Raw genomic sequence first — 18,698 nt, 5'->3', positions numbered from 1 at the left:
GAGTATAAGGGTTTCTAAGAATCTCATTAGCGGAATGCCACGTTTTCTAATGTAAACCTCATTTATAGTATATGAGTCAACTTCCAATAAGATGTTAGTTTCTCTGAAGCATTTTCACTTATAACATAAAGGAAAAGCAGGCTCACATGAAAGGAAGCCCGCTTGTCATAAGAAATATAAAATTAAAAGTACATTACTAGCACAAGTTCGAAAATTAGTCCCAAACCTCACTTGCAATCACAAGACTTACGGAAAGACTTATACAAAAAGCGATTACCGCGATTAACATGAATAATGCCCCCCTTAACTCATAAAAAACCTCTACAATACGTTAAGTCTATTATAATATAGAATATGTTGAAAAGGAACGACATATTTCTGAATTATACAGAATCGATAGCTTCTTATACTGGAATACGTTTTTTCTGTTGGACTAAAAAGAAAAATACACCGATTAGAACAACTGCTCCTCCTGCAATTTGCATGCCACTTATACGCTCACCTAATAGTAAGACAGCTAATGCAGTGGCTCCAACAGGCTCACCTAGAATACTCATGGAAATGGTTGTTGTATTAACAAAATTTAGCAGCCAATTGTTGATAACATGTGAAATGGTAGGAACAACAGCTAACAATAGAAAGATTCCCCATTCACGTGATTCATATCCACTAAGCGAAATTCCTGCAATAAGATTATAGATTGTCAGTGTAATCGATGCAAACAGGAAAACACAGAAACTATAAATCCAATGCGAAACCTTTCTTACTACGTTTTGTCCGATTAGTAGATAACCAACCACCGCAATGACACTTAAGAATGACAGTATATCTCCAAGTACAGCTTCCCTGCTTAAGCCGAAATCACCCCAGCCAACCATGACTGCACCAATCACAGCAATCCCTACGGTTAATAATGCAGAGATGGTTGTTCGTTCTTTGTAAATAAAGAATCCACCAATCAAAGCGACAATCGGCTGTAGGGTAAGGATAATGGTTGAGCTTGCTACTGTGGTAAGCTGTAACGATCCAAACCAAAGGGCAAAATGTAATGCTAGAAACAGCCCGGAAAATAGTAATAAATAAAAATCCCGTTTAGAAATAAGCAGAAATTCTTTTCTCCTTTTCCATACAAATGGAAGCAATAAAATAGATGCAAACCACATACGATACATACTTGAAATCGTAGCAGGTGCATCAGACCATTTTACGAAAATGGCAGAAAAGGATATAGCTATAATCGATACGACTAATGGTATACCGATTTTTTTGTTTGATTGTACTTCTTGCAATTCTTACTCGCACTCCTTTATTGATACGTTATATCTGTTTTACTAGTATAACATGGGTGGAATGTTTTGGCGTTGGATGTTGATCGGGAAGTATTGGAAGAGGCAGCCACCTTGATGGCTACCTCCCATAGATTTAAGCACGAAGCCATTTCAAAATCTCACCTGGAGTAGCATTTTTCCCATACATTAAAATACCTACTTTAAAGATTTTTCCAGCAAGCTTCATAAAGATCCAGACACTTGCCATAATGACAATGAGGGAGATAATAATCTCAATCCATGGCCACTGTTCAAGTGTAGATAGACGCATAATGAGCACGCCTGGTGCTGTAAACGGAATGTACGTGCCAACTTGTGCAACGATACCACTTGGATCTTTAAAAACAGGTCCCATAATAACAAGTGGCGCAAATGGCAGCATCATCACAAACCCTTGGAAGTTCCCGGCAGTTGTAATATCAGACATCGTTGCACCGATTCCAACAAAGATGGATGCAAACATCAGATAGCTTAGAATCGCAATGAAAACAAGTAGAAGGGTTTCCGGAACGAGTAAGTATTCCATAATTGGAATATCTAATTTCCAAACTGCAAATGGCAATAGAACGACGAAGAAAACGACGACTTGAATGATTCCTAAAACAAAATAGCCAACAATTTTCCCTTGCATTAGATCAGATGGCGTTAGGGAAGATAGAATGATTTCAGCAATTTTATCCTTCTTCTCCTGTGATGCACTTTGGAAAGTTGCCATACCCGTCATAATAACAGAAAACATAATAATTCCAGCAAATATACCAGGTACAATACGTTCCATCGGATCAGCGCCAAGACCAGCTTCCGCTTCTTCTGCAGTCTCTTCGCTTGCGGCTGCATCTTCCATTGTTATTTCTTCAAAGGTGATTCCTTGCAGCAGACTTGCTGTTTCTTCTTCTGTTAAACCAAACTGTTCAATTTTTAATGCTTGCAGTGGTGTTGTTAGTACTTGCACTTGATTGATAAAGAACTGGTCAATTTCATTACTTGTATAAACAGGAACAATACCAGTCTCTAGTGCTTGGTCATTAATAAAAAGGATTGCCGTGTTATCGCTCGTTTCTAATATAGGTTCGACAGCTGTTTCCTCAATATCTGTTAGCTCCATTTCCCAATCCAAGTCACTTTGATTAATCGTTTCTTCTAATGCAGGATAAATGCCTGTCTGGTCATTAACATGTACCGTTGTAGGGCTATGTTCTGCATCATCTGATCCGCCAAATAGGCTGCCGATAAATCCGAAGGCAAGAATTAAGATAGGTGTTAAAAATAGTCCGATTAGAAAGGTCTTATTTTTCATATTTCGTTTAATTTCCCATTTCGCGACTTTCATTGTATTACGCATGAAGTTCACCTGCTTCCTGTAATAGATTTTTATCTGTTGCGATATCAATAAATATTTCATGAAGCGATATTCGGTCAATCGTTAATTCTTGTACGACAAGCTGTTCTGGTAATTGCTTCAGCCAGCTGGCCGGGTGGATGTCACTTGCTAAATAGAGAATTGATTTGTCATCCTCTTGCTCAACACGCTGCACACCAGGAATACGAACCAAGTCATCGTAAGCATTTTTTCCATGAATCGCACATTTAAAATTGGCATACTGGGTTTTCACGTCATCCATCGTTCCGTAAATTACCTTTTGTCCTCGGTGGATCATAAAGAGACGATCGGCCATTTCTTCAACGAGGTTCATTTGATGGGACGATAGTAAAATGGCAGTTCCTTTTTCCGCTAGACTGCGAATTTCTTGCTTGAACAACTCTTGACTGACAGGATCGAGTCCGGAAAATGGTTCATCCAATATGAGCAGCTCTGGCTCATGAATAACAGATGCGATAAATTGCACCTTTTGTCCCATCCCTTTGGAAAGCTCTTCAACAGAAACCTTATCCTTACCTTCTAGGTCAAACTTTTTCAAATAGTTCAGTGCACGTTCTTTTGCCTTGTCTAACGGGTAGTCTTTCAGCTCGGCTAAATAGAGCAGAATATCCATCACGTTGACATTTTTATAGAGCCCGCGTTCCTCTGGTAAATAGCCAATTTTATTGCGGGGAATATCTTTCCCATTGCTATTCTGAAATTCAATCGAGCCAGTATCTGGATACATAATCCCCATAATATTGCGGATCGTTGTTGACTTCCCAGCCCCGTTTGGCCCAAGAATTGCCATAATTTCACCTTTACGAACATCGAAGCTAATGTCTTTAATAATTTGCTTGTCTTTAAACGACTTTCCTAAGTTCTTTACCGATAACATTGTTTCCATTGCTATGGTTTCACCCTTTCTTTTTTTACTACATCATTTCGAACTAAAAATTCACCATCAAATCTAATTGGAATACCTATTCCATCTTTTTCAGCATGGATGTGAAGATGCGGCTCGGAAGTATTGCCGGAATTACCAATTTTCCCGATTGGATCACCTACTGTAAGTTGTTCACCTGCCTCCACTGTGATACTGCCTTCAAGTAGATGGGCGATATACAATATAGCACCAGTCCCATCACATGCAATGGCGACATAATTTCCTTCTGGTTGATTAGGGTTTGATTCTGGTGGTATTAAATCAGGTGAGTTATTTCTCGTTTCTACTACGCTTCCACTGCATGCACTGTAAAGTACATCCCCGTAAATTTCATAGTTATCGAGTTTCTTCGGGTATATACCATTTGCTCGTGTACCAAAGGGATTTAACTTCACAATATCAAGCGCATACTGTTGGGGCTCATAGGCATTGTGGTAGTTTATCTGTGTCGCGCTACCACCATGTGCAATATAATAAGACCCGTCCTTTAATGGAAAAGCAAGATCAATGGCTTCATCCTCTGTAGAATAACCACTCACAACAGAAGTCGTATATAGACCAAAAATAAGTAATAATACGATATTAAATCCTCTTGAAAATTTTTGACTCCTGTTTAGCTTCGTACGAAACGGAAGTGATTTAGTGTTTTTCCAAGACAGGTAAATAGCAGGAATTAACAAAAGCACCCATACAAACTTTAGATATATTCCTACCCAATCCCATCGCCCTGAAAGAAATGCCCACGTAATAAAAACAACTGTAAATAGTAACTGGATAATCCAATCAAGACGGTTTAGGTATTTTGTTTTCCATAAAGATAAAATAAAAGCGGCGGGTAGGATAACCTGTATGACAAATACTTGGATAATAGCTAAAGTCATAGACTACACCTCCTTTTATCTAGTGGGTGACAGTAGGAACGTAATAATCTCTTCCAAATCAAGTGAAGATTGGTTCGCCCATTGTAAACCATTTTCTCGTAAATAGTGTTCCGTTGCTTCTGGATGATTGGATACCACTTGAACACGGTCCCGAAAAACTTCACCAGGAATAGATGATTCAGTTAGTTCGTTGCGTAACCAATAACGTTTGTAGCGTTCTGTCAATGCTTCTTTTTCAAAGTTCCCTACCATCTCCCCATTACGTAATACGAATAGATAGTCAGAAAGTTTCTTTATATCTTCAATTTGATGACTTGCTATAACAATGGAACGTTCACCTTGGTCCATCCATTCTACTAGAATGTCCATAAGATGATTCTTCGCTGGAATATCAAGGTATGCTGTCGGTTCATCTAAAAGTAATAAAGCTGTATTTCTCGGGATGGTCAGTGCAAGCGTGAGCTTTTGCTGTGAACCTTGAGAAAGCTTAGAGAAACGTTGATCCAAAGGAATAGCAAAGAGTTCAACAAGGCGCTGGAAAAGTTGTTCATCCCACTGCTCGTAAAGTGGAGCAATAAAGTCTTTTAATTTCTCGCCAGTAAAAGCGTCCCATCCGATCATTTTTTGTGACTGGTAGGCAACAAATGATTTCCAGTGCTCTTCATCACCAGAAACATTTTGGTTAAATAATTTAATAATGCCACTGTCAGAGTTTGCTAGATTCATCATCAATTTCATTAATGTACTTTTCCCAGAGCCATTATTGCCAACAAGTGATGTAATTGTTCCGGGTTCAATTGTTAAATCGATTGGTCCAAGATGAAAATTATCTATTTTCTTTTTTACCTGGGTTATCTCTACAAAAGGTTGCAACGTTTACTCTCCTTTCTTATAGTTCATAAGAATGTTATGAAAGATTTCTTCAATCTGCTCAATCGTATAGTTATAACTCATTGCTGTTTCTATAGATCTTTCAATTGTTTCATAGACAGAGTTGATCTTGACTTGCTGTTTCAAGGCATCCTCAATGTCACATACAAAAGTTCCTTTTCCTTGCTTCGTTTCAATAAATCCTTGATATTCTAAATTTTGATAGGCACGTCGAATAGTAATCACACTTATTTCCAGATCCTTTGCAAGCCCACGAATAGATGGAAGTGCTGTACCTGCTTGAATATGCCCGCTAGCGATTAATGCCTTTAACTGATGTTCAATCTGATGGTATATAGGTTCACGGGATTCTTTGGAAAGATGAATTGGCAGCTGCAAAGCACACACCCCTTTCTAAAAACATTAGCTTAAAGATAATCAAGCTTTTCCATCGTTTTTTTCAATGAACGTGGCCAATAAAAGAAACCAAATCCAGTGAGGAAGATGGATACAAGAACTGATAGGAGCGGATACTCTTGTGCAATCAGCATCGTCCATTCCACAAAACCAACATCTAACACAGCATGGAAGAGAGTTAAGGTCGCTGTTCCTAAAAGTACTAAAAAGAGACTAGAACCTAATAATGTTTTCCAATTGATAATATCTCCTGCATCACTTGCAGGCAGGGAAAATCCGATATATATACTAATTGCTAGCCATATAATAACGAAAGTAAGATAAGCACTAAACCCCATGTTTCGGACTTCCGGTGTCAGTATGTACAAGCATAGTAATAAGGTAAGCTGAAACGGAAAAGAATAAAAAGAGTGAAAGATAAATCGACTTTTCACAATGACATTTTTTCTGATTGGTAGCTGTTGAAGCATAATAAAGGAAGGAGATGCCCAGATCTCTCCGCTAATTTTCTGTACATGGGATTCTTTCGGTTTTATCCAAGCCGGGAAAAGAAGAAAGATAACGATGAACAAAATATCCCCTACAATTGTTGTACCCCCTTCAAAGATAGGGAGGAATCCAAATACGATTACGATATATAGCAAACAAAGTGTATAGGTAAAGACAGCGTGCTTTGAAAAGTTCCTCCATTCCGTCCCAGCTAACCAGAAAGCTTGTTTCCATTCTTTCATAACAAATACCTCCTTAACTGTTATACTGTGTATATCTATATGAACAGTATATGACCTAGAAACATTTCTGTCAATAATAATTCTAGTTAAAAGAGAAGGTGGAAATAGCCTGGCTAAAGCATTAGTATGGGGATATCCGGATTCTTTTTCATTCTGAATAGCTATAGAAACCAACCTCGTTCACACTTTAGTCACAACTTTGTTTCCGAATTGTGAACACATTCACAAACTTGTTTTCATCTTGAAAATTTCTGTTATGATATAAGTGTAGTAAGGAAACACCTTTACAATATATTGTGAAATGATGAACAAATAAACAAATTAAATTAAGAATATAAAAGGAGATGGATGGAATGATTATGAATTTTATTCGTAACAGTAGGGTAGCAGCAGGTATTTGGACTTTCTTAAGAATTTATATTGGTTATCAATGGATGACAGCAGGTTATGGAAAAATTACAGGCGGACAATTTGATGCAAGTGGATTTATTCAAGGAGCAATTGCAAACTCTACTGGTGAAGGAGCAACTGTTCAAGCATGGTGGGGAACATTTCTTGAAGCTGTCGCATTGCCACAGGCTGAATTGTTTACGTACGCAGTTATGTGGGGAGAGTTATTAGTAGGTATCGCACTTATCCTAGGAATCTTTACAAACTTTGCAGCATTAATGGGTATTACAATGAACTTTGCTTTCCTTTTCAGTGGAACAGTAAGCACCAATGCACAGATGGTAGTAATCACTGTATTCCTTCTAGCTGCTGGATATAATGCAGGTAGATATGGTTTAGACAGATGGGTTCTTCCATTCGTGAAACAAACAATCCAAAACAAAAAGCATAAAGTAGAAAAAGAAGTTGCCGTTGCATCTTAACGAATTGAAAAGATCCTTGCAGGGGATGTAGTCCTCTGTAAGGTTCTTTTTTTATTAACATTTTTCTCGCATAGGACTTTCGATTTTTTTATCTAACTTAGCTAGTACAAATATAGGATTCTTGCACAGATATGTTTAACTACCTGCTAGATTGTGAAACATTAGTAATATAACCTTAAAAAGGAGATGACATAATGAAGCGTTGGGTGATGATTGTTTTCGCATTAATCTTTGCTACGGTATTAACGGCATGTGGAAATGCAGAGAATGAAACAGATACAGGAAACGAAAATGGTGCACCGATTGAGGACGACACGAACAATGAAGAGGGGGTAGAAGACCCTAATGCAACAGCAGAAGAAGAAGTCTTAGTCTCCTTACAAAATCCAGAAGGAGAAGTAGTTGGAACAGCAACGCTAACGCCTGCGGATTCGGGAGTAGACATCAAATTAGAAGGGGAAAACTTACCACCTGGAACAAAAGGCTTCCATATTCATGAGGTTGGACAATGTGATCCTCCAGATTTCGAATCTGCAGGTTCCCACTATAATCCGACAAACGATGAGCATGGATTTGATCATTCAGATGGTCCACATGCAGGTGATTTAGAAAATATTGAAGTGGCTGAAGATGGAACAGTAACAGCGGAAGTAACGGCTGATATGCTTACATTGGATAAAGAAGGTGAAAATACATTGTATACCGAGGAAGGAACAGCATTGGTCATTCACTCTGAAGCAGATGATTACACGTCACAACCTGCTGGAGATGCGGGCGATCGTATTGCATGCGGTGTAATTGGTGAATAAAAAAATCTTGAATTTACTGCGAATTTGTGTATAATCTAAGGTAATTGCATATACTGAATGTTTTCTAGGGTTCCGCAACAACCTGTTGGTCTGGTCCGAGAGAAAACTCACAGTATCTACTGTGTCACGGAAGGATAAAAGCCTGGGAGAAACTGTTTAACGGTTGTCTCTGAGGCTTTTTTCTTTTTTTGGCAGATAACGAACATGTTTTCTACGAGTGATGCAATTTTGATAAATGCCTATTTTATTGGTGAAAATAAACTTGGAGGTGCCGTTTCAAATGAATGCAAACTGGGTAAAAGTGTTTATTGCTGCTTTCTTTGAAGTGTTTTGGGTAATTGGATTAAAGCACGCTTATGATTTTTGGACGTGGACAGGGACGGTTATTGCAATTTTTATTAGTTTTTATTTAATGATAATGGCTGGACGAAAGCTACCCGTTGGAACGGTTTATGCCGTGTTTGTGGGGTTAGGGACAGCTGGTACCGTTTTTTCTGAAATTCTATTCTTTGGAGAAGCCTTTAAATGGAGTAAAATGCTTCTAATTTTATTATTACTAGCAGGTGTTATTGGGTTGAAATTAGTCACGGATGAAAAGGTTCAGGAAGGAGAGGTATCCTAATGGCATGGGGTTCTTTAGTTTTAGCAGGATTATTTGAAATGTTTGGCGTTGCCATGATTAATAAGTTGCATAAAGACCGAAGCTGGCAAGCGTTTGTCCTATTAATTGGTGGTTTTGGAGCAAGTTTTATATTCCTTGCTTATGCAATGGAAACATTGCCGATGGGTACAGCTTATGCCGTATGGACTGGGATTGGTGCTTCTGGTGGAGCAATACTTGGCATGATTTTATATGGGGAGTCGAAAAACTGGAGACGGATATTATTTATAGCAATGGTTTTGGGTGCGGCGATTGGACTAAAATTAATCTCCTAAATGGCCCTAATTTAGTTGATATAGAACTGAATATTGAAAGCAGATAGGGAAGGTACATATATGGGAACGTATATGTACCTTTCTTTATTCATCTTGAAAAAACTTCGTAACTCGAATTGTTTGCATATTAATTCTGCATGAACTCATGTATAATAGAATGTTAGCAAGGAAGAAAGGAAGGCGTTTATGCGTCCGAAACTTAAGGTGAATTCAGCCGAAACTCGTGAGAGGATATGGACACGTGATTTTGTGTTTATTTGTATAGCAAACTTTTTTGTCTTTTTAGGCTTTCAGATGACACTTCCAACGCTCCCATTGTTTGTAAAGGAGTTAGGTGGCAGTGACCAATTAGTCGGAATGGTTGTAGGGATTTTTACATTTTCTGCATTGATTTTTCGTCCATATGCAGGTCATGCCTTAGAGTCAAAAGGGAGAGGGTTTGTTTACATGCTAGGTTTAGCAATCTTCGTTCTCTCTATTGGTGCCTATGCTTTTATTGCGAGTATTGTGCTCTTATTTGTCATCCGAATCGTACAAGGAATTGGCTGGGGATTATCGACAACAGCTGGTGGAACGATTGCGACCGATATAATCCCGCCTGATCGTCGAGGAGAGGGAATGGGTTATTTTGGATTATCCGGTAACCTGGCACTTGCATTCGGTCCCGCACTCGGTTTAACGTTAGTTGGAATTATTTCCTTTTCAGAGCTTTTTCTAATATGTGCTGCACTTGGACTCATCGCATTCATTATTGCTTCTCGCATTCATTATAAAAAAGTCGATCAATCGGAGCATAAAACCGCTACGGTTGCGTTTGATATTTTTGAAAAAACAGCATTACAGCCATCGCTATTATTATTTTTTATCACTGCTACATTTGGTGGGATTGCAACATTCCTTCCGATTTATGCGATTGAACAAAATGTGGAAGGAATACAACTCTATTTTCTCGTCTATGCTATCTTTTTAATGATATCTCGAACGTTTTCTGGGCAGATTTATGATCGAAAAGGGCATCTGTATGTATTTTTACCAGGAACAGTCCTTATTTTTATTGCGATGCTCTTGTTAGCATGGCTCCCAAATACGACCACTTTACTGATTGGTGCTGGGTTATACGGTCTTGGGTTTGGTAGTGTGCAGCCTGCATTACAAGCTTGGTCGGTTGAAAAGGCCCCTAATCACCGAAAAGGAATGGCGAATGCAACCTTCTACTCCTTTTTTGATTTAGGAATCGGAATTGGAGCCATTGCCTTTGGTCAGCTTGCCTATTTCCTAGGCTATGGATCCATTTACATTGCTTCAGCTGGATCGGTGTTGCTATCCATGCTGTTATACATTTACTTATACATCAAAGCGAAAAGACGTGCCTAAGAAACGTACCATATAGTATGATTTAGCAAAGAATCGGCTACGCTTGGCAGATAGGCAAGTTTATACATTTGCCTATCTGTATAAGTGCAACGAATGCGTCCACTTAAAGGCTTGAGAGTGACAATTTTGCTAATATTGATTGGAATAATTTCACAATCGCAGCTCCCTCGTTTACAATAAATCTAAAGAAATTCGATGTTTCATTTATACCGGATTTTTGAACATCCTATAGAAGGTAGGTTACACATATTTTGAAAAAAATAAGCGATATTAATATCCAAAAACTGTTCCCGCCGACTACCTATAAGCGCGGAAAGGATTATTATAAACAAAATAAAGTGAGCGATCTTTTATATGATATCAATTACCAAGTGTGGACGGCTACGGTCCATGGTTCGGAGGATTACTTTGTTGAGATCAATATGAAGGATTATACAAACGGATCGATTGATACGTATTGCGATTGTCCTGCTTTTGAAACCTTTGGCACGTGTAAACATATTGCAGCTACGTTAATGCAAATAGCGAATAAGGAGCAAGCTGTTCCGAATGCGCCGTCCAAACCAAACTATCAGCTGACAAATAAGTTTATACAGGCATTACGTACGCTTCCGCAGCAAAATGTGCAGCCAGAGATATTGCCAAATAAGCATCCGATGCACGTAGAATATTACTGCAACTGGGGATTTGACCATCAGTTACAAATAGAGATACGAACAGGTGAAAAACATTGCTATGTTGTAAAGGATGCATACCAATTTCTCGGTAACATATTACAAGGGAACGAATACTATTTTACGAAAAAATTTATCTTCCATCCAGATACGCATTATTTTCTGCAAAAGGATTTGGAGTTATTTGAAATGCTCTTTGCTATTAAACGAAATGAGGAAATGTATCAAGGCTATAGCAGATTTCATTATGAAGGAAATAGCGGAGATAAGCGTTATATTACGATTCCACCGCTTGCAGCGAAAGAGCTGCTTGAAAAGCTTGCAGAACGGGATTTTACAGTAGAATCACAACAGAAAAGCTTTCAGCATATTGGGGTGGAAAGGGATGTGTTACCGTTTCGCTTTTCACTGACGAAAAACGATCAAAACGATCTGCTAATGAAGATGGCAGATGCAGAAGAAGCGACGTATTTTCCGTATTATGACATGCTATTCCATGAAGGTATGTTTTACTACCCAACAAAAGAGCAGGTACAGGTTCTTGAAGAAGTTACGAAATTCGGGATGCATGATTTACAATTACCGATACCTAAAGCACAAGCTGACGTCTTTTTATCAGAAGTACTTCCATCGCTAAAAAAGATTGGTGGGGTAGAGGTATCGGAGACGATTACAGCAGAAATTATTCAAGTGCCTTTACGAGCAAAATTGTATTTAGAAGTAAAAGCAGATTGGATTATTGGTAGGTTGGAATACCATTATGGTGAGCAATTGATTGATCCATTTAATGGTCGAAAGGATAATGAGCTTATCATTATCCGTGACGTGGAAAAAGAACAGCAAATTATGCAGCTGATTGAACAAGCAAATTTCCATTATAATGGGAAGGAACTCTATATTGAAGCGGATGAGGAAGAGCTGTATGACTTTCTGTATTATATCCTCCCATTATTGGATAAAGAGGTTGAACTGTTCTTAACATCGGAAATCCGCGGGATGATTATTGAAAACGAAGCACAGCCGAGTACGAGTGTTCGTTTAGAAGGTACATCAAATCTGTTAGAAATCGGCTTTGACATTAATGGTGTTGATGATTCTGAAATCAATCAAATTTTAAATGCTGTGATTGAAAAGAAACGCTATTATCGTTTAGGAAGTGGAGAGCTGCTATCACTAGAAGGAGAAGAATTCACTTCTATCAAGCGTTTTTTTGACGAGATGCAAATTCATAAAGAAGACTTGCTAAATGGCAACGTTCATATGCCAGTTTATCGAGGAACACAGTTAGATGAGCTTATCGATACGAAAAAGAATTACGATCCGTCCTTTCGACAATTGTTACATCAGTTGAAGTCTCCGGAAGAACAGGTATACGAGCTGCCGGAACAGCTGCAAGCGTCGTTGCGAAACTATCAAATGACTGGATTTCAATGGTTTAAGTCGTTGAGTAACTATCACCTTGGTGGTATTTTAGCGGATGATATGGGGCTTGGGAAAACATTACAAAGCATTGCCTATATCGCATCAGAGAAACAAGAAGGTGCTGGAACACATCTAATTGTAGCTCCTTCCTCAGTCGTCTATAACTGGAAGAATGAATTTGAGAAATTTACTCCCCATATGTCTGTCGTTGTTCTTACAGGAACCCCTGAAGAACGTCATCAATTGATTGAAGCTTCAGCAGATACGGATGTTTGGATTACTTCCTATGCAACGTTAAGACAGGATATTGAAATTTATCGTGAATTTTCATTTCAATCCATGTTTTTGGATGAAGCGCAATACATTAAAAATTATGCGACGAAAACATCACGCGCCATCCGTGAAATAAAGGCAGCACGTCGATTTGCATTAAGTGGCACACCAATCGAAAATTCAATCGATGAACTATGGGCTATTTTCCAAGTTGTTTTGCCAGGACTGATGCCAAATCAGCGGAGCTTTAAACAGTTATCGAATGAAAAGATTGCGATGCTTACACGGCCGTTTATTTTAAGAAGGCTGAAGAAGGATGTGCTGAAAGAGCTGCCTGATAAAATTGAATCGGTTCATGTTTCTGAGCTGACTAAAGAGCAAAAGGATTTATATGTCGGTTATTTAAGACAGGTACAGCAGGAAGCAGCACAATCCATGAAGGAAAGTGGCTTCCAGCAAAATAGGATGAAGATTCTTGCTGGTTTAACACGTCTTCGCCAACTCTGCTGTCATCCTTCGTTATTCATTGAGAATTATGAAGGCTATTCTGGTAAGCTGGAACAATTGATGGATACCGTTAAAACAGCGATTGAAAGCGGAAAGCGCATGCTGATTTTTTCCCAGTTTACAAGCATGCATGACATTATTAAGGGGCGTTTGGAGCAGGAAGGGTTCGGCTATTTTTACCTTCACGGGCAAACCCCTGCAAAAGAGCGTGTTGAAATGAGCGATCGATTTAATAATGGTGAGAATAGTATTTTCCTTATTTCTCTAAAAGCTGGCGGAACGGGTTTGAACTTGACCGGGGCTGATACAGTTATTTTATACGATCTATGGTGGAACCCTGCTGTAGAAGATCAGGCGACCGGACGCGCACATCGATTTGGTCAAAAGAATGTTGTTCAAGTTATTCGACTCGTAACAGAAGGAACGATTGAAGAAAAAATTTATGCATTACAGCAGAAAAAACGCGAACTAATCGATCAAGTTATTCAGCCTGGAGAAACCATGCTTTCTAGCTTGAGTGAAGATGACATTCGTGAGCTGCTAAGTTTATAGGAGCTACTTGTTACCTTTTATTTGCGGCAGCTAGGGAAGTAATTGGACTTCCCTAGCTGCCTTTGCTTTCTCAAAAAGGTAAGTTATTCACAGATATGTTTGTTTTCTGTAAATAAGGGAACGATACGTACAAACCTTCGAAGGGATGTACACGTCTATGTCACGAAAAATTCTCGCTTATTTTGACTCAGAGAATAATGCAGAATCGGCACGATCTGCACTCCAAGTACTTAGAGTTAACAACATTATTGTTGATCAGATTCCCGATACGGATGAAAAAATTAGTTATGTACCACTTATCCCAATTGGACAGTCATGGGGAGCTATCGGCACAATCGGTTTGAGAAATCATGATGCAGAAGGAAGTGAAGGGCAAGTAACACATTTGCTTGAAGCTCAGGTGGAAGAGGAAGATTTGGATGAGGCGATGCAACGCTTAATAGAGAATAATGGCTTTAAAATAGGTGAATAAAGAAGAAGTAGCAGGGTTTAGCGCTGTAACCCTGCTATACTTGTTAATTATTAAGTGAAAATAGTTTCCGTGGTCTTCCTTTTAAATAAGGACGTTCTTCTCCAGATACTTTAATGACGTTACCAGAGAGGAGTTTATTGACGGTTCTCTCTGCACTTCGCTTTGTAACTTTGTAATAGGCGGCAATATCATTTGAAGAGAACGGTTCATTATTTCTATCCGTTATAAAATCAATGAAATTATAGGAAAGCTCATTATTTAATCGTGCTTTATGAATTAGTGCATGGAATAGTCGAGATGTATCGATATCTCTGCGAATGCCAATCGGGCCAATTGTATCCTTTCTTTCATTGACAATATAACAGAGGCTATGATTTTCATTTTTGCATTTTTCCAAGGCTAAATGTGCATGTGCTTCAGCTTCACTTGCAGATAGACCGAGACCAAATCCGATGTCGATCGGGAGATTTAACTCCGCTTCAAATTCACGCGTAAGCGGAAAGTCTCGATAATGATTTTGTAAATGATCGATTAATTTTCCCGTGCCAACAATCACAAATTGATAATCATTTTTATCCGTGAGCAGTGAATCGGTTCGCTCAGCAAATCGATCTAAAATGTGTTGCATTTTAGTGGTGAGTGCTTCCAATTCTTGCTCGCCAAGTTGATCTTGGTTTTTAATGCGGATATATCCTGCTACAAGAAGGGCGCTCTTGTGTTGGTTCAGTTCGGTAAGTGATTTGGCAGATTGAATGGCATGTAATAAATTTATCTCTGGAATAATCATGCAACTGCCAGGAATACCAGCTTTCTTTAATTGTATCTCTACTTCTTTACTTGATGTAAGTATATAATCGATTTTACCTTCATCCCAGAGCTTTCTGTGGAAGCTAGTGATTTTTTGAATATCAAGGGATTCATCCTCCCCATAGCTATAATGATAGATTTGTTTCGTATCAAAGTTAAGTTCTTTTCTAACCGCCTCAACATGCTGTCCGTTAAGTATATCAATGGAAATACGATCAAGTTCTTGTTTATAATCGTTTCTTAAACGATAAAAAGAGGTGAGTATCATGTATTCATCAAAAGCAACCTGTACTGCTGGTAATCGTTTCTTTTTTATTTTGTCTCTGACATATAAATAGGACGTTGCTTCCGTAAATAAATAAACATCACACATGAAAGCCCTTTCAATTAATTCGAGCGTTTCACTTGAATGTGTATATGTAAACGGAAGGACTTCAATATTTTCATCATACTTTGCTAGTGTATGTACACGCTTTATCATTTCTTCAATTCCAAAAACTGCAATTTTAACTTTCATGCCGTACACTCCGATCCCTTACTGTTTTTTAGATAATGACCCATTTGTTACATAGTTCATTAAATACCTGCCGACTTCTCCCATGAAATGATGTGCTATGCCATTATTTTCCCATCCTTCCGTTAATACAGCAACCTCTAACTTCTTTCCATTTGATTCCATAATAGCTGCATCATGCTCTACGCCGGGCAATTCACCTGTCTTATGGTAAATCTTTAGCTTACAATCATCCATTTGAAATGCTGATAATTTATGATTGAATTGTTGATTTTTAAGTATCCTTCGTACTTCCCTACGAATACTGCTGCTATAGGGACCGTTTTCATTTGAAAAAAGCTTAAGTAAGTAAGCGACATCAGTTGCGGTAGTCATATTTTCGTCCCCGTTTGCTTGTGCTTGATGATCCATAAATTTACGATTAATCGTGGTATGCTGACAACCGAGCTTTTTGATAGAATAATTCAGACGTTCGATACCGATCGTATCGAGTAATATGTTTGAAGCAGTGTTATCGGAAACGATGATCATGAGCTCCACTAAATTCTGGTAACTATACGTGTCATGGTTTGTTAAATAGTTGATGACCCCAGCACCTTCTACCATTTCCTCTGGTTGAATAGAAATAAGTTGTTCCTTTTGGACGCTACCAGCCTCAATTTGTTGCAATACCTCAGCAAGAATAAATAATTTAACAATACTTGCAGCCTTTCTTGGAGTATTTGCATTAATTCCGATAGACCCTTCTGAACTTTGAACAACAATGGATATCTTGTCGAGATTACTAGGGGAAATAGAAAGTAGAGCTGTTTTTAATTGGTTTAGATTCATTGCTTATTTCCACCTAACTATCGTTTAAGACAGTATTCTTTTTAAAGTATATCATATTGAATTTTCATAATATTGTCAAGAAATCTGGTTAATTTGTAAGAAGACAAAGTACAAGACAAGGGCTATAGTAGTCCATCTACTCCCTCTATGAATTTATAAAGATAACAATTGACCCTAAGAAAAGATTATACTTTTGACCCAATTAAATCGCTTACATAACGGAAGTTCAGTCTAATAACATGATTATATACCTAGAGCGTAGTGACTATGAAAATAATCAAATTATATTGAAATATTATCATATAACATTGTAAATTTTAGAATTATAGGGTAATATATTGGAAGATAGCTTTATTAAAATTTATTTACAAAGCTATTACAAAGAAATTGGGGGTTAGAAAACATGAAATTGTCTAAAAAGTCATTATTATTGTTAGTTTTTGGACTGTTACTTAGTGTTTTAGTAGCATGTGCAAGCGAACCAGATGAAAATGATGCTGGTGATGACGGAGCAGATGAAGGTACAGAAGATGCTACACCTGCTGGAGATCAAGATCTAATTATTGCAACTCTATCAGATGCTGTTTCTTTAGATCCAGCTGGTTCAAACGATACTCCATCAAGTAACGTTCAAGCAAATATCTTTGAATCATTAACAAAGCAAGATCAAAATATGGAAGTACAACCAAGCCTAGCAGAAAGCTGGGAAGCAATTGATGATACAACATGGGAATTTAAATTACGTGAAGGCGTAAAATTCCATGATGGAACGGACTTTAATGCAGAAGCTGTTAAAGCAAGCATTGAACGTATATTAGATCCAGAAGTTGCATCACCACGTCTGTTTCTCTATGAAATGATTACAGATATTGAAGTAGTAGATGACTATACAATTCGCTTTACAACAGAATACCCATTTTCACCACTTCCAGCTCACTTAGCGCATAATGGTGGCGGAATCATTTCTGCAGATATCATTGAGGAAGACTACGCTGCAATGGAAAATGGACAAGATCCAGGAAGTGTTATTAACGAAAAACCAATTGGTACCGGCTTCTTTAAATTTGAAGAATGGCAACCAGGAACACAAATTACAATTGTTAAAAACGAAGATTATTGGGGAGAGCAAGCTTTGCTTGACTCTGTAACATTTAAAGTTGTTGGGGAAGGCTTAACACGTGTTGCTGAATTAGAAACAGGCACATCACATATTTCTGATCCTATTAGCCCGAACGATGTTGCTCAAATTGAAGCAATGGACGGTGCAAACCCAGCGAAACAAGATAGTGTAAGTTTATCTTATATCGGATTTAATATGGAAAAAGAGCCATTTGACGATCCATTAGTTCGTCAAGCAATCAACTTGGCTGTTGATAAAGAGCAAATTATTACAGGTATTTATGATGGTAATGGTACACCAGCAGTTGGACCTTTAGCACCAGGTGTACTTGGATATGATGAAAATGCACCTGGACTAGAATATGATCCAGATCGTGCTAGAGAACTATTGGCTGAAGCTGGTTATGAAGATGGATTCTCTACAACACTTTGGACAAACGATAGCCCAGAGCGTATGGATACAGCAACAAACCTACAAGCTCAACTTGCTGATTTTGGTATTGAAGTAGAAATTGAAGTTCTTGAGTGGGGTGCATACCTTGAGCAGACTGCCCAAGGTGAACACGATATGTTCATCCTTGGCTGGTCAACAGTTACAGGAGATGCAGACTATGGACTATATCCATTGTTCCACTCTGACAATGTTGGAGAACCAGGAAACCGTACATTCGTAAAAGATGATGAGTTAGATGCATTGTTAGAAGAAGCTCGCCAAGAGGCAGACCCTGACGCTCGTCTTGAGCTATACAGCGAAATTCAGACGATGTTAACTGATATTGCACCAATGCTTTATATCCATCATCAGGAGTTCCTATTAGGTGTTAGTGATAAGGTACAAGGATTAACACAACTACCTACTGGGATCCTGCAGTTACAAGAAGTATCTATTCAAGAATAATAAACGCTTTGCATTCTCGGAGTGTATCCGTGTTTGAAGGATTCGACAAAGGCCCTAAGGTACAAGTAAAATACCTTAGGGCCTTTTTATTTTGGCTTAGGAAAC

Annotated in this window: 17 protein-coding genes and 1 riboswitch; of the genes, 8 read left to right on the top strand and 9 right to left on the bottom strand. The window is 38.3% G+C overall.

Annotated elements, in window-relative coordinates:
• Positions 1–404: 404 nt before the first annotated feature.
• The 7 genes from F1560_RS14030 to F1560_RS14000 form a co-directional block, all read right to left on the bottom strand.
• Positions 405–1,289: a DMT family transporter gene (locus tag F1560_RS14030; protein WP_149475256.1), complete on the bottom strand. Its 885-nt coding sequence runs from the start codon at positions 1,287–1,289 to the stop codon at positions 405–407.
• A 133-nt stretch (positions 1,290–1,422) separates the two neighbouring features.
• The gene (locus F1560_RS14025; RefSeq protein WP_149475255.1) at positions 1,423–2,670 is read right to left on the bottom strand and encodes an ABC transporter permease; all 1,248 of its coding nucleotides are present in this window, start codon (positions 2,668–2,670) and stop codon (positions 1,423–1,425) included.
• Entirely contained in the window at positions 2,663–3,595 is a 933-nt protein-coding gene (locus F1560_RS14020; RefSeq protein WP_149475254.1) for an ABC transporter ATP-binding protein, read from the bottom strand. Before F1560_RS14020 ends, F1560_RS14025 begins: the two co-directional genes overlap by 8 nt.
• Before the next feature lie 2 nt (positions 3,596–3,597).
• Complete coding sequence (locus F1560_RS14015; RefSeq protein ID WP_149475253.1) at positions 3,598–4,515, bottom strand: M23 family metallopeptidase; 918 nt, start codon at positions 4,513–4,515, stop codon at positions 3,598–3,600.
• Positions 4,516–4,530: 15 nt separating this feature from the next.
• Positions 4,531–5,388, bottom strand: coding sequence for an ATP-binding cassette domain-containing protein (locus F1560_RS14010; protein ID WP_149475252.1), 858 nt, complete (start codon positions 5,386–5,388; stop codon positions 4,531–4,533).
• Positions 5,389–5,391: 3 nt separating this feature from the next.
• Positions 5,392–5,784 (bottom strand): GntR family transcriptional regulator, encoded by a 393-nt coding sequence (locus F1560_RS14005; protein WP_149475251.1) that lies wholly within the window; start codon positions 5,782–5,784, stop codon positions 5,392–5,394.
• A gap of 29 nt (positions 5,785–5,813) precedes the next feature.
• The gene (locus tag F1560_RS14000) at positions 5,814–6,533 is read right to left on the bottom strand and encodes a hypothetical protein (RefSeq protein ID WP_149475250.1); all 720 of its coding nucleotides are present in this window, start codon (positions 6,531–6,533) and stop codon (positions 5,814–5,816) included.
• Positions 6,534–6,886: 353 nt separating this feature from the next.
• On the opposite strand from F1560_RS14000, the gene F1560_RS13995 reads away from it, so the two are divergent.
• The 7 genes from F1560_RS13995 (at position 6,887) to F1560_RS13965 (ending at position 14,424) form a co-directional block, all read left to right on the top strand.
• Positions 6,887–7,405, top strand: a complete 519-nt coding sequence (locus tag F1560_RS13995; protein WP_149475249.1) for a DoxX family protein — start codon at positions 6,887–6,889, stop codon at positions 7,403–7,405.
• Positions 7,406–7,599: 194 nt separating this feature from the next.
• Positions 7,600–8,214, top strand: coding sequence for a superoxide dismutase family protein (locus F1560_RS13990; RefSeq protein ID WP_149475248.1), 615 nt, complete (start codon positions 7,600–7,602; stop codon positions 8,212–8,214).
• A 53-nt stretch (positions 8,215–8,267) separates the two neighbouring features.
• Positions 8,268–8,365: riboswitch (guanidine-I (ykkC/yxkD leader) on the top strand.
• A 129-nt stretch (positions 8,366–8,494) separates the two neighbouring features.
• Positions 8,495–8,836, top strand: a complete 342-nt coding sequence (locus F1560_RS13985) for a DMT family transporter (RefSeq protein ID WP_149475247.1) — start codon at positions 8,495–8,497, stop codon at positions 8,834–8,836.
• Positions 8,836–9,150, top strand: coding sequence for a DMT family transporter (locus F1560_RS13980; RefSeq protein WP_149475246.1), 315 nt, complete (start codon positions 8,836–8,838; stop codon positions 9,148–9,150). Before F1560_RS13985 ends, F1560_RS13980 begins: the two co-directional genes overlap by 1 nt.
• A gap of 186 nt (positions 9,151–9,336) precedes the next feature.
• Positions 9,337–10,524 (top strand): MFS transporter, encoded by a 1,188-nt coding sequence (locus F1560_RS13975; RefSeq protein ID WP_149475245.1) that lies wholly within the window; start codon positions 9,337–9,339, stop codon positions 10,522–10,524.
• 251 nt (positions 10,525–10,775) lie between these two features.
• Positions 10,776–13,952: a DEAD/DEAH box helicase gene (locus tag F1560_RS13970; protein WP_149475244.1), complete on the top strand. Its 3,177-nt coding sequence runs from the start codon at positions 10,776–10,778 to the stop codon at positions 13,950–13,952.
• Positions 13,953–14,109: 157 nt separating this feature from the next.
• Positions 14,110–14,424 carry a hypothetical protein gene (locus F1560_RS13965; RefSeq protein ID WP_149475243.1) on the top strand — a complete coding sequence of 105 codons (315 nt, stop codon included), beginning with the start codon at positions 14,110–14,112 and terminating at the stop codon, positions 14,422–14,424.
• 43 nt (positions 14,425–14,467) lie between these two features.
• On the opposite strand, the gene F1560_RS13960 is transcribed toward F1560_RS13965, so the two are convergent.
• Both F1560_RS13960 and F1560_RS13955 read right to left on the bottom strand, forming a co-directional pair.
• Entirely contained in the window at positions 14,468–15,748 is a 1,281-nt protein-coding gene (locus F1560_RS13960) for a hypothetical protein (protein ID WP_149475242.1), read from the bottom strand.
• Between the two features lie 18 nt (positions 15,749–15,766).
• Positions 15,767–16,576, bottom strand: coding sequence for a serine hydrolase (locus F1560_RS13955; protein ID WP_149475241.1), 810 nt, complete (start codon positions 16,574–16,576; stop codon positions 15,767–15,769).
• A 403-nt stretch (positions 16,577–16,979) separates the two neighbouring features.
• Between F1560_RS13955 and F1560_RS13950 the strand changes: the two genes are divergently transcribed.
• Positions 16,980–18,593: a glutathione ABC transporter substrate-binding protein gene (locus tag F1560_RS13950; RefSeq protein ID WP_149475240.1), complete on the top strand. Its 1,614-nt coding sequence runs from the start codon at positions 16,980–16,982 to the stop codon at positions 18,591–18,593.
• Positions 18,594–18,698: the final 105 nt, after the last annotated feature.

The organism is Oceanobacillus polygoni, from assembly GCF_008304605.1.
GTDB classification, from domain to species: Bacteria; Bacillota; Bacilli; order Bacillales; family Amphibacillaceae; genus Oceanobacillus; species Oceanobacillus polygoni.
Note: the sequence above shows the minus strand (reverse complement) of the source record. Positions and strands in the feature narration are given on the sequence as shown.

Coding starts and splice junctions, on each gene's coding strand:
- F1560_RS13985 (WP_149475247.1), top strand. CDS start 8,495: ATGAATGCAAACTGGGTAAAAGTGTTTATTGCTGCTTTCTTTGAAGTG.
- F1560_RS13950 (WP_149475240.1), top strand. CDS start 16,980: ATGAAATTGTCTAAAAAGTCATTATTATTGTTAGTTTTTGGACTGTTA.
- F1560_RS14025 (WP_149475255.1), bottom strand. CDS start 2,670: ATGCGTAATACAATGAAAGTCGCGAAATGGGAAATTAAACGAAATATG.
- F1560_RS14020 (WP_149475254.1), bottom strand. CDS start 3,595: ATGGAAACAATGTTATCGGTAAAGAACTTAGGAAAGTCGTTTAAAGAC.
- F1560_RS13960 (WP_149475242.1), bottom strand. CDS start 15,748: ATGAAAGTTAAAATTGCAGTTTTTGGAATTGAAGAAATGATAAAGCGT.
- F1560_RS13955 (WP_149475241.1), bottom strand. CDS start 16,576: ATGAATCTAAACCAATTAAAAACAGCTCTACTTTCTATTTCCCCTAGT.
- F1560_RS13980 (WP_149475246.1), top strand. CDS start 8,836: ATGGCATGGGGTTCTTTAGTTTTAGCAGGATTATTTGAAATGTTTGGC.
- F1560_RS13965 (WP_149475243.1), top strand. CDS start 14,110: ATGTCACGAAAAATTCTCGCTTATTTTGACTCAGAGAATAATGCAGAA.
- F1560_RS14015 (WP_149475253.1), bottom strand. CDS start 4,515: ATGACTTTAGCTATTATCCAAGTATTTGTCATACAGGTTATCCTACCC.
- F1560_RS13995 (WP_149475249.1), top strand. CDS start 6,887: ATGATTATGAATTTTATTCGTAACAGTAGGGTAGCAGCAGGTATTTGG.
- F1560_RS13990 (WP_149475248.1), top strand. CDS start 7,600: ATGAAGCGTTGGGTGATGATTGTTTTCGCATTAATCTTTGCTACGGTA.
- F1560_RS14000 (WP_149475250.1), bottom strand. CDS start 6,533: ATGAAAGAATGGAAACAAGCTTTCTGGTTAGCTGGGACGGAATGGAGG.
- F1560_RS13975 (WP_149475245.1), top strand. CDS start 9,337: ATGCGTCCGAAACTTAAGGTGAATTCAGCCGAAACTCGTGAGAGGATA.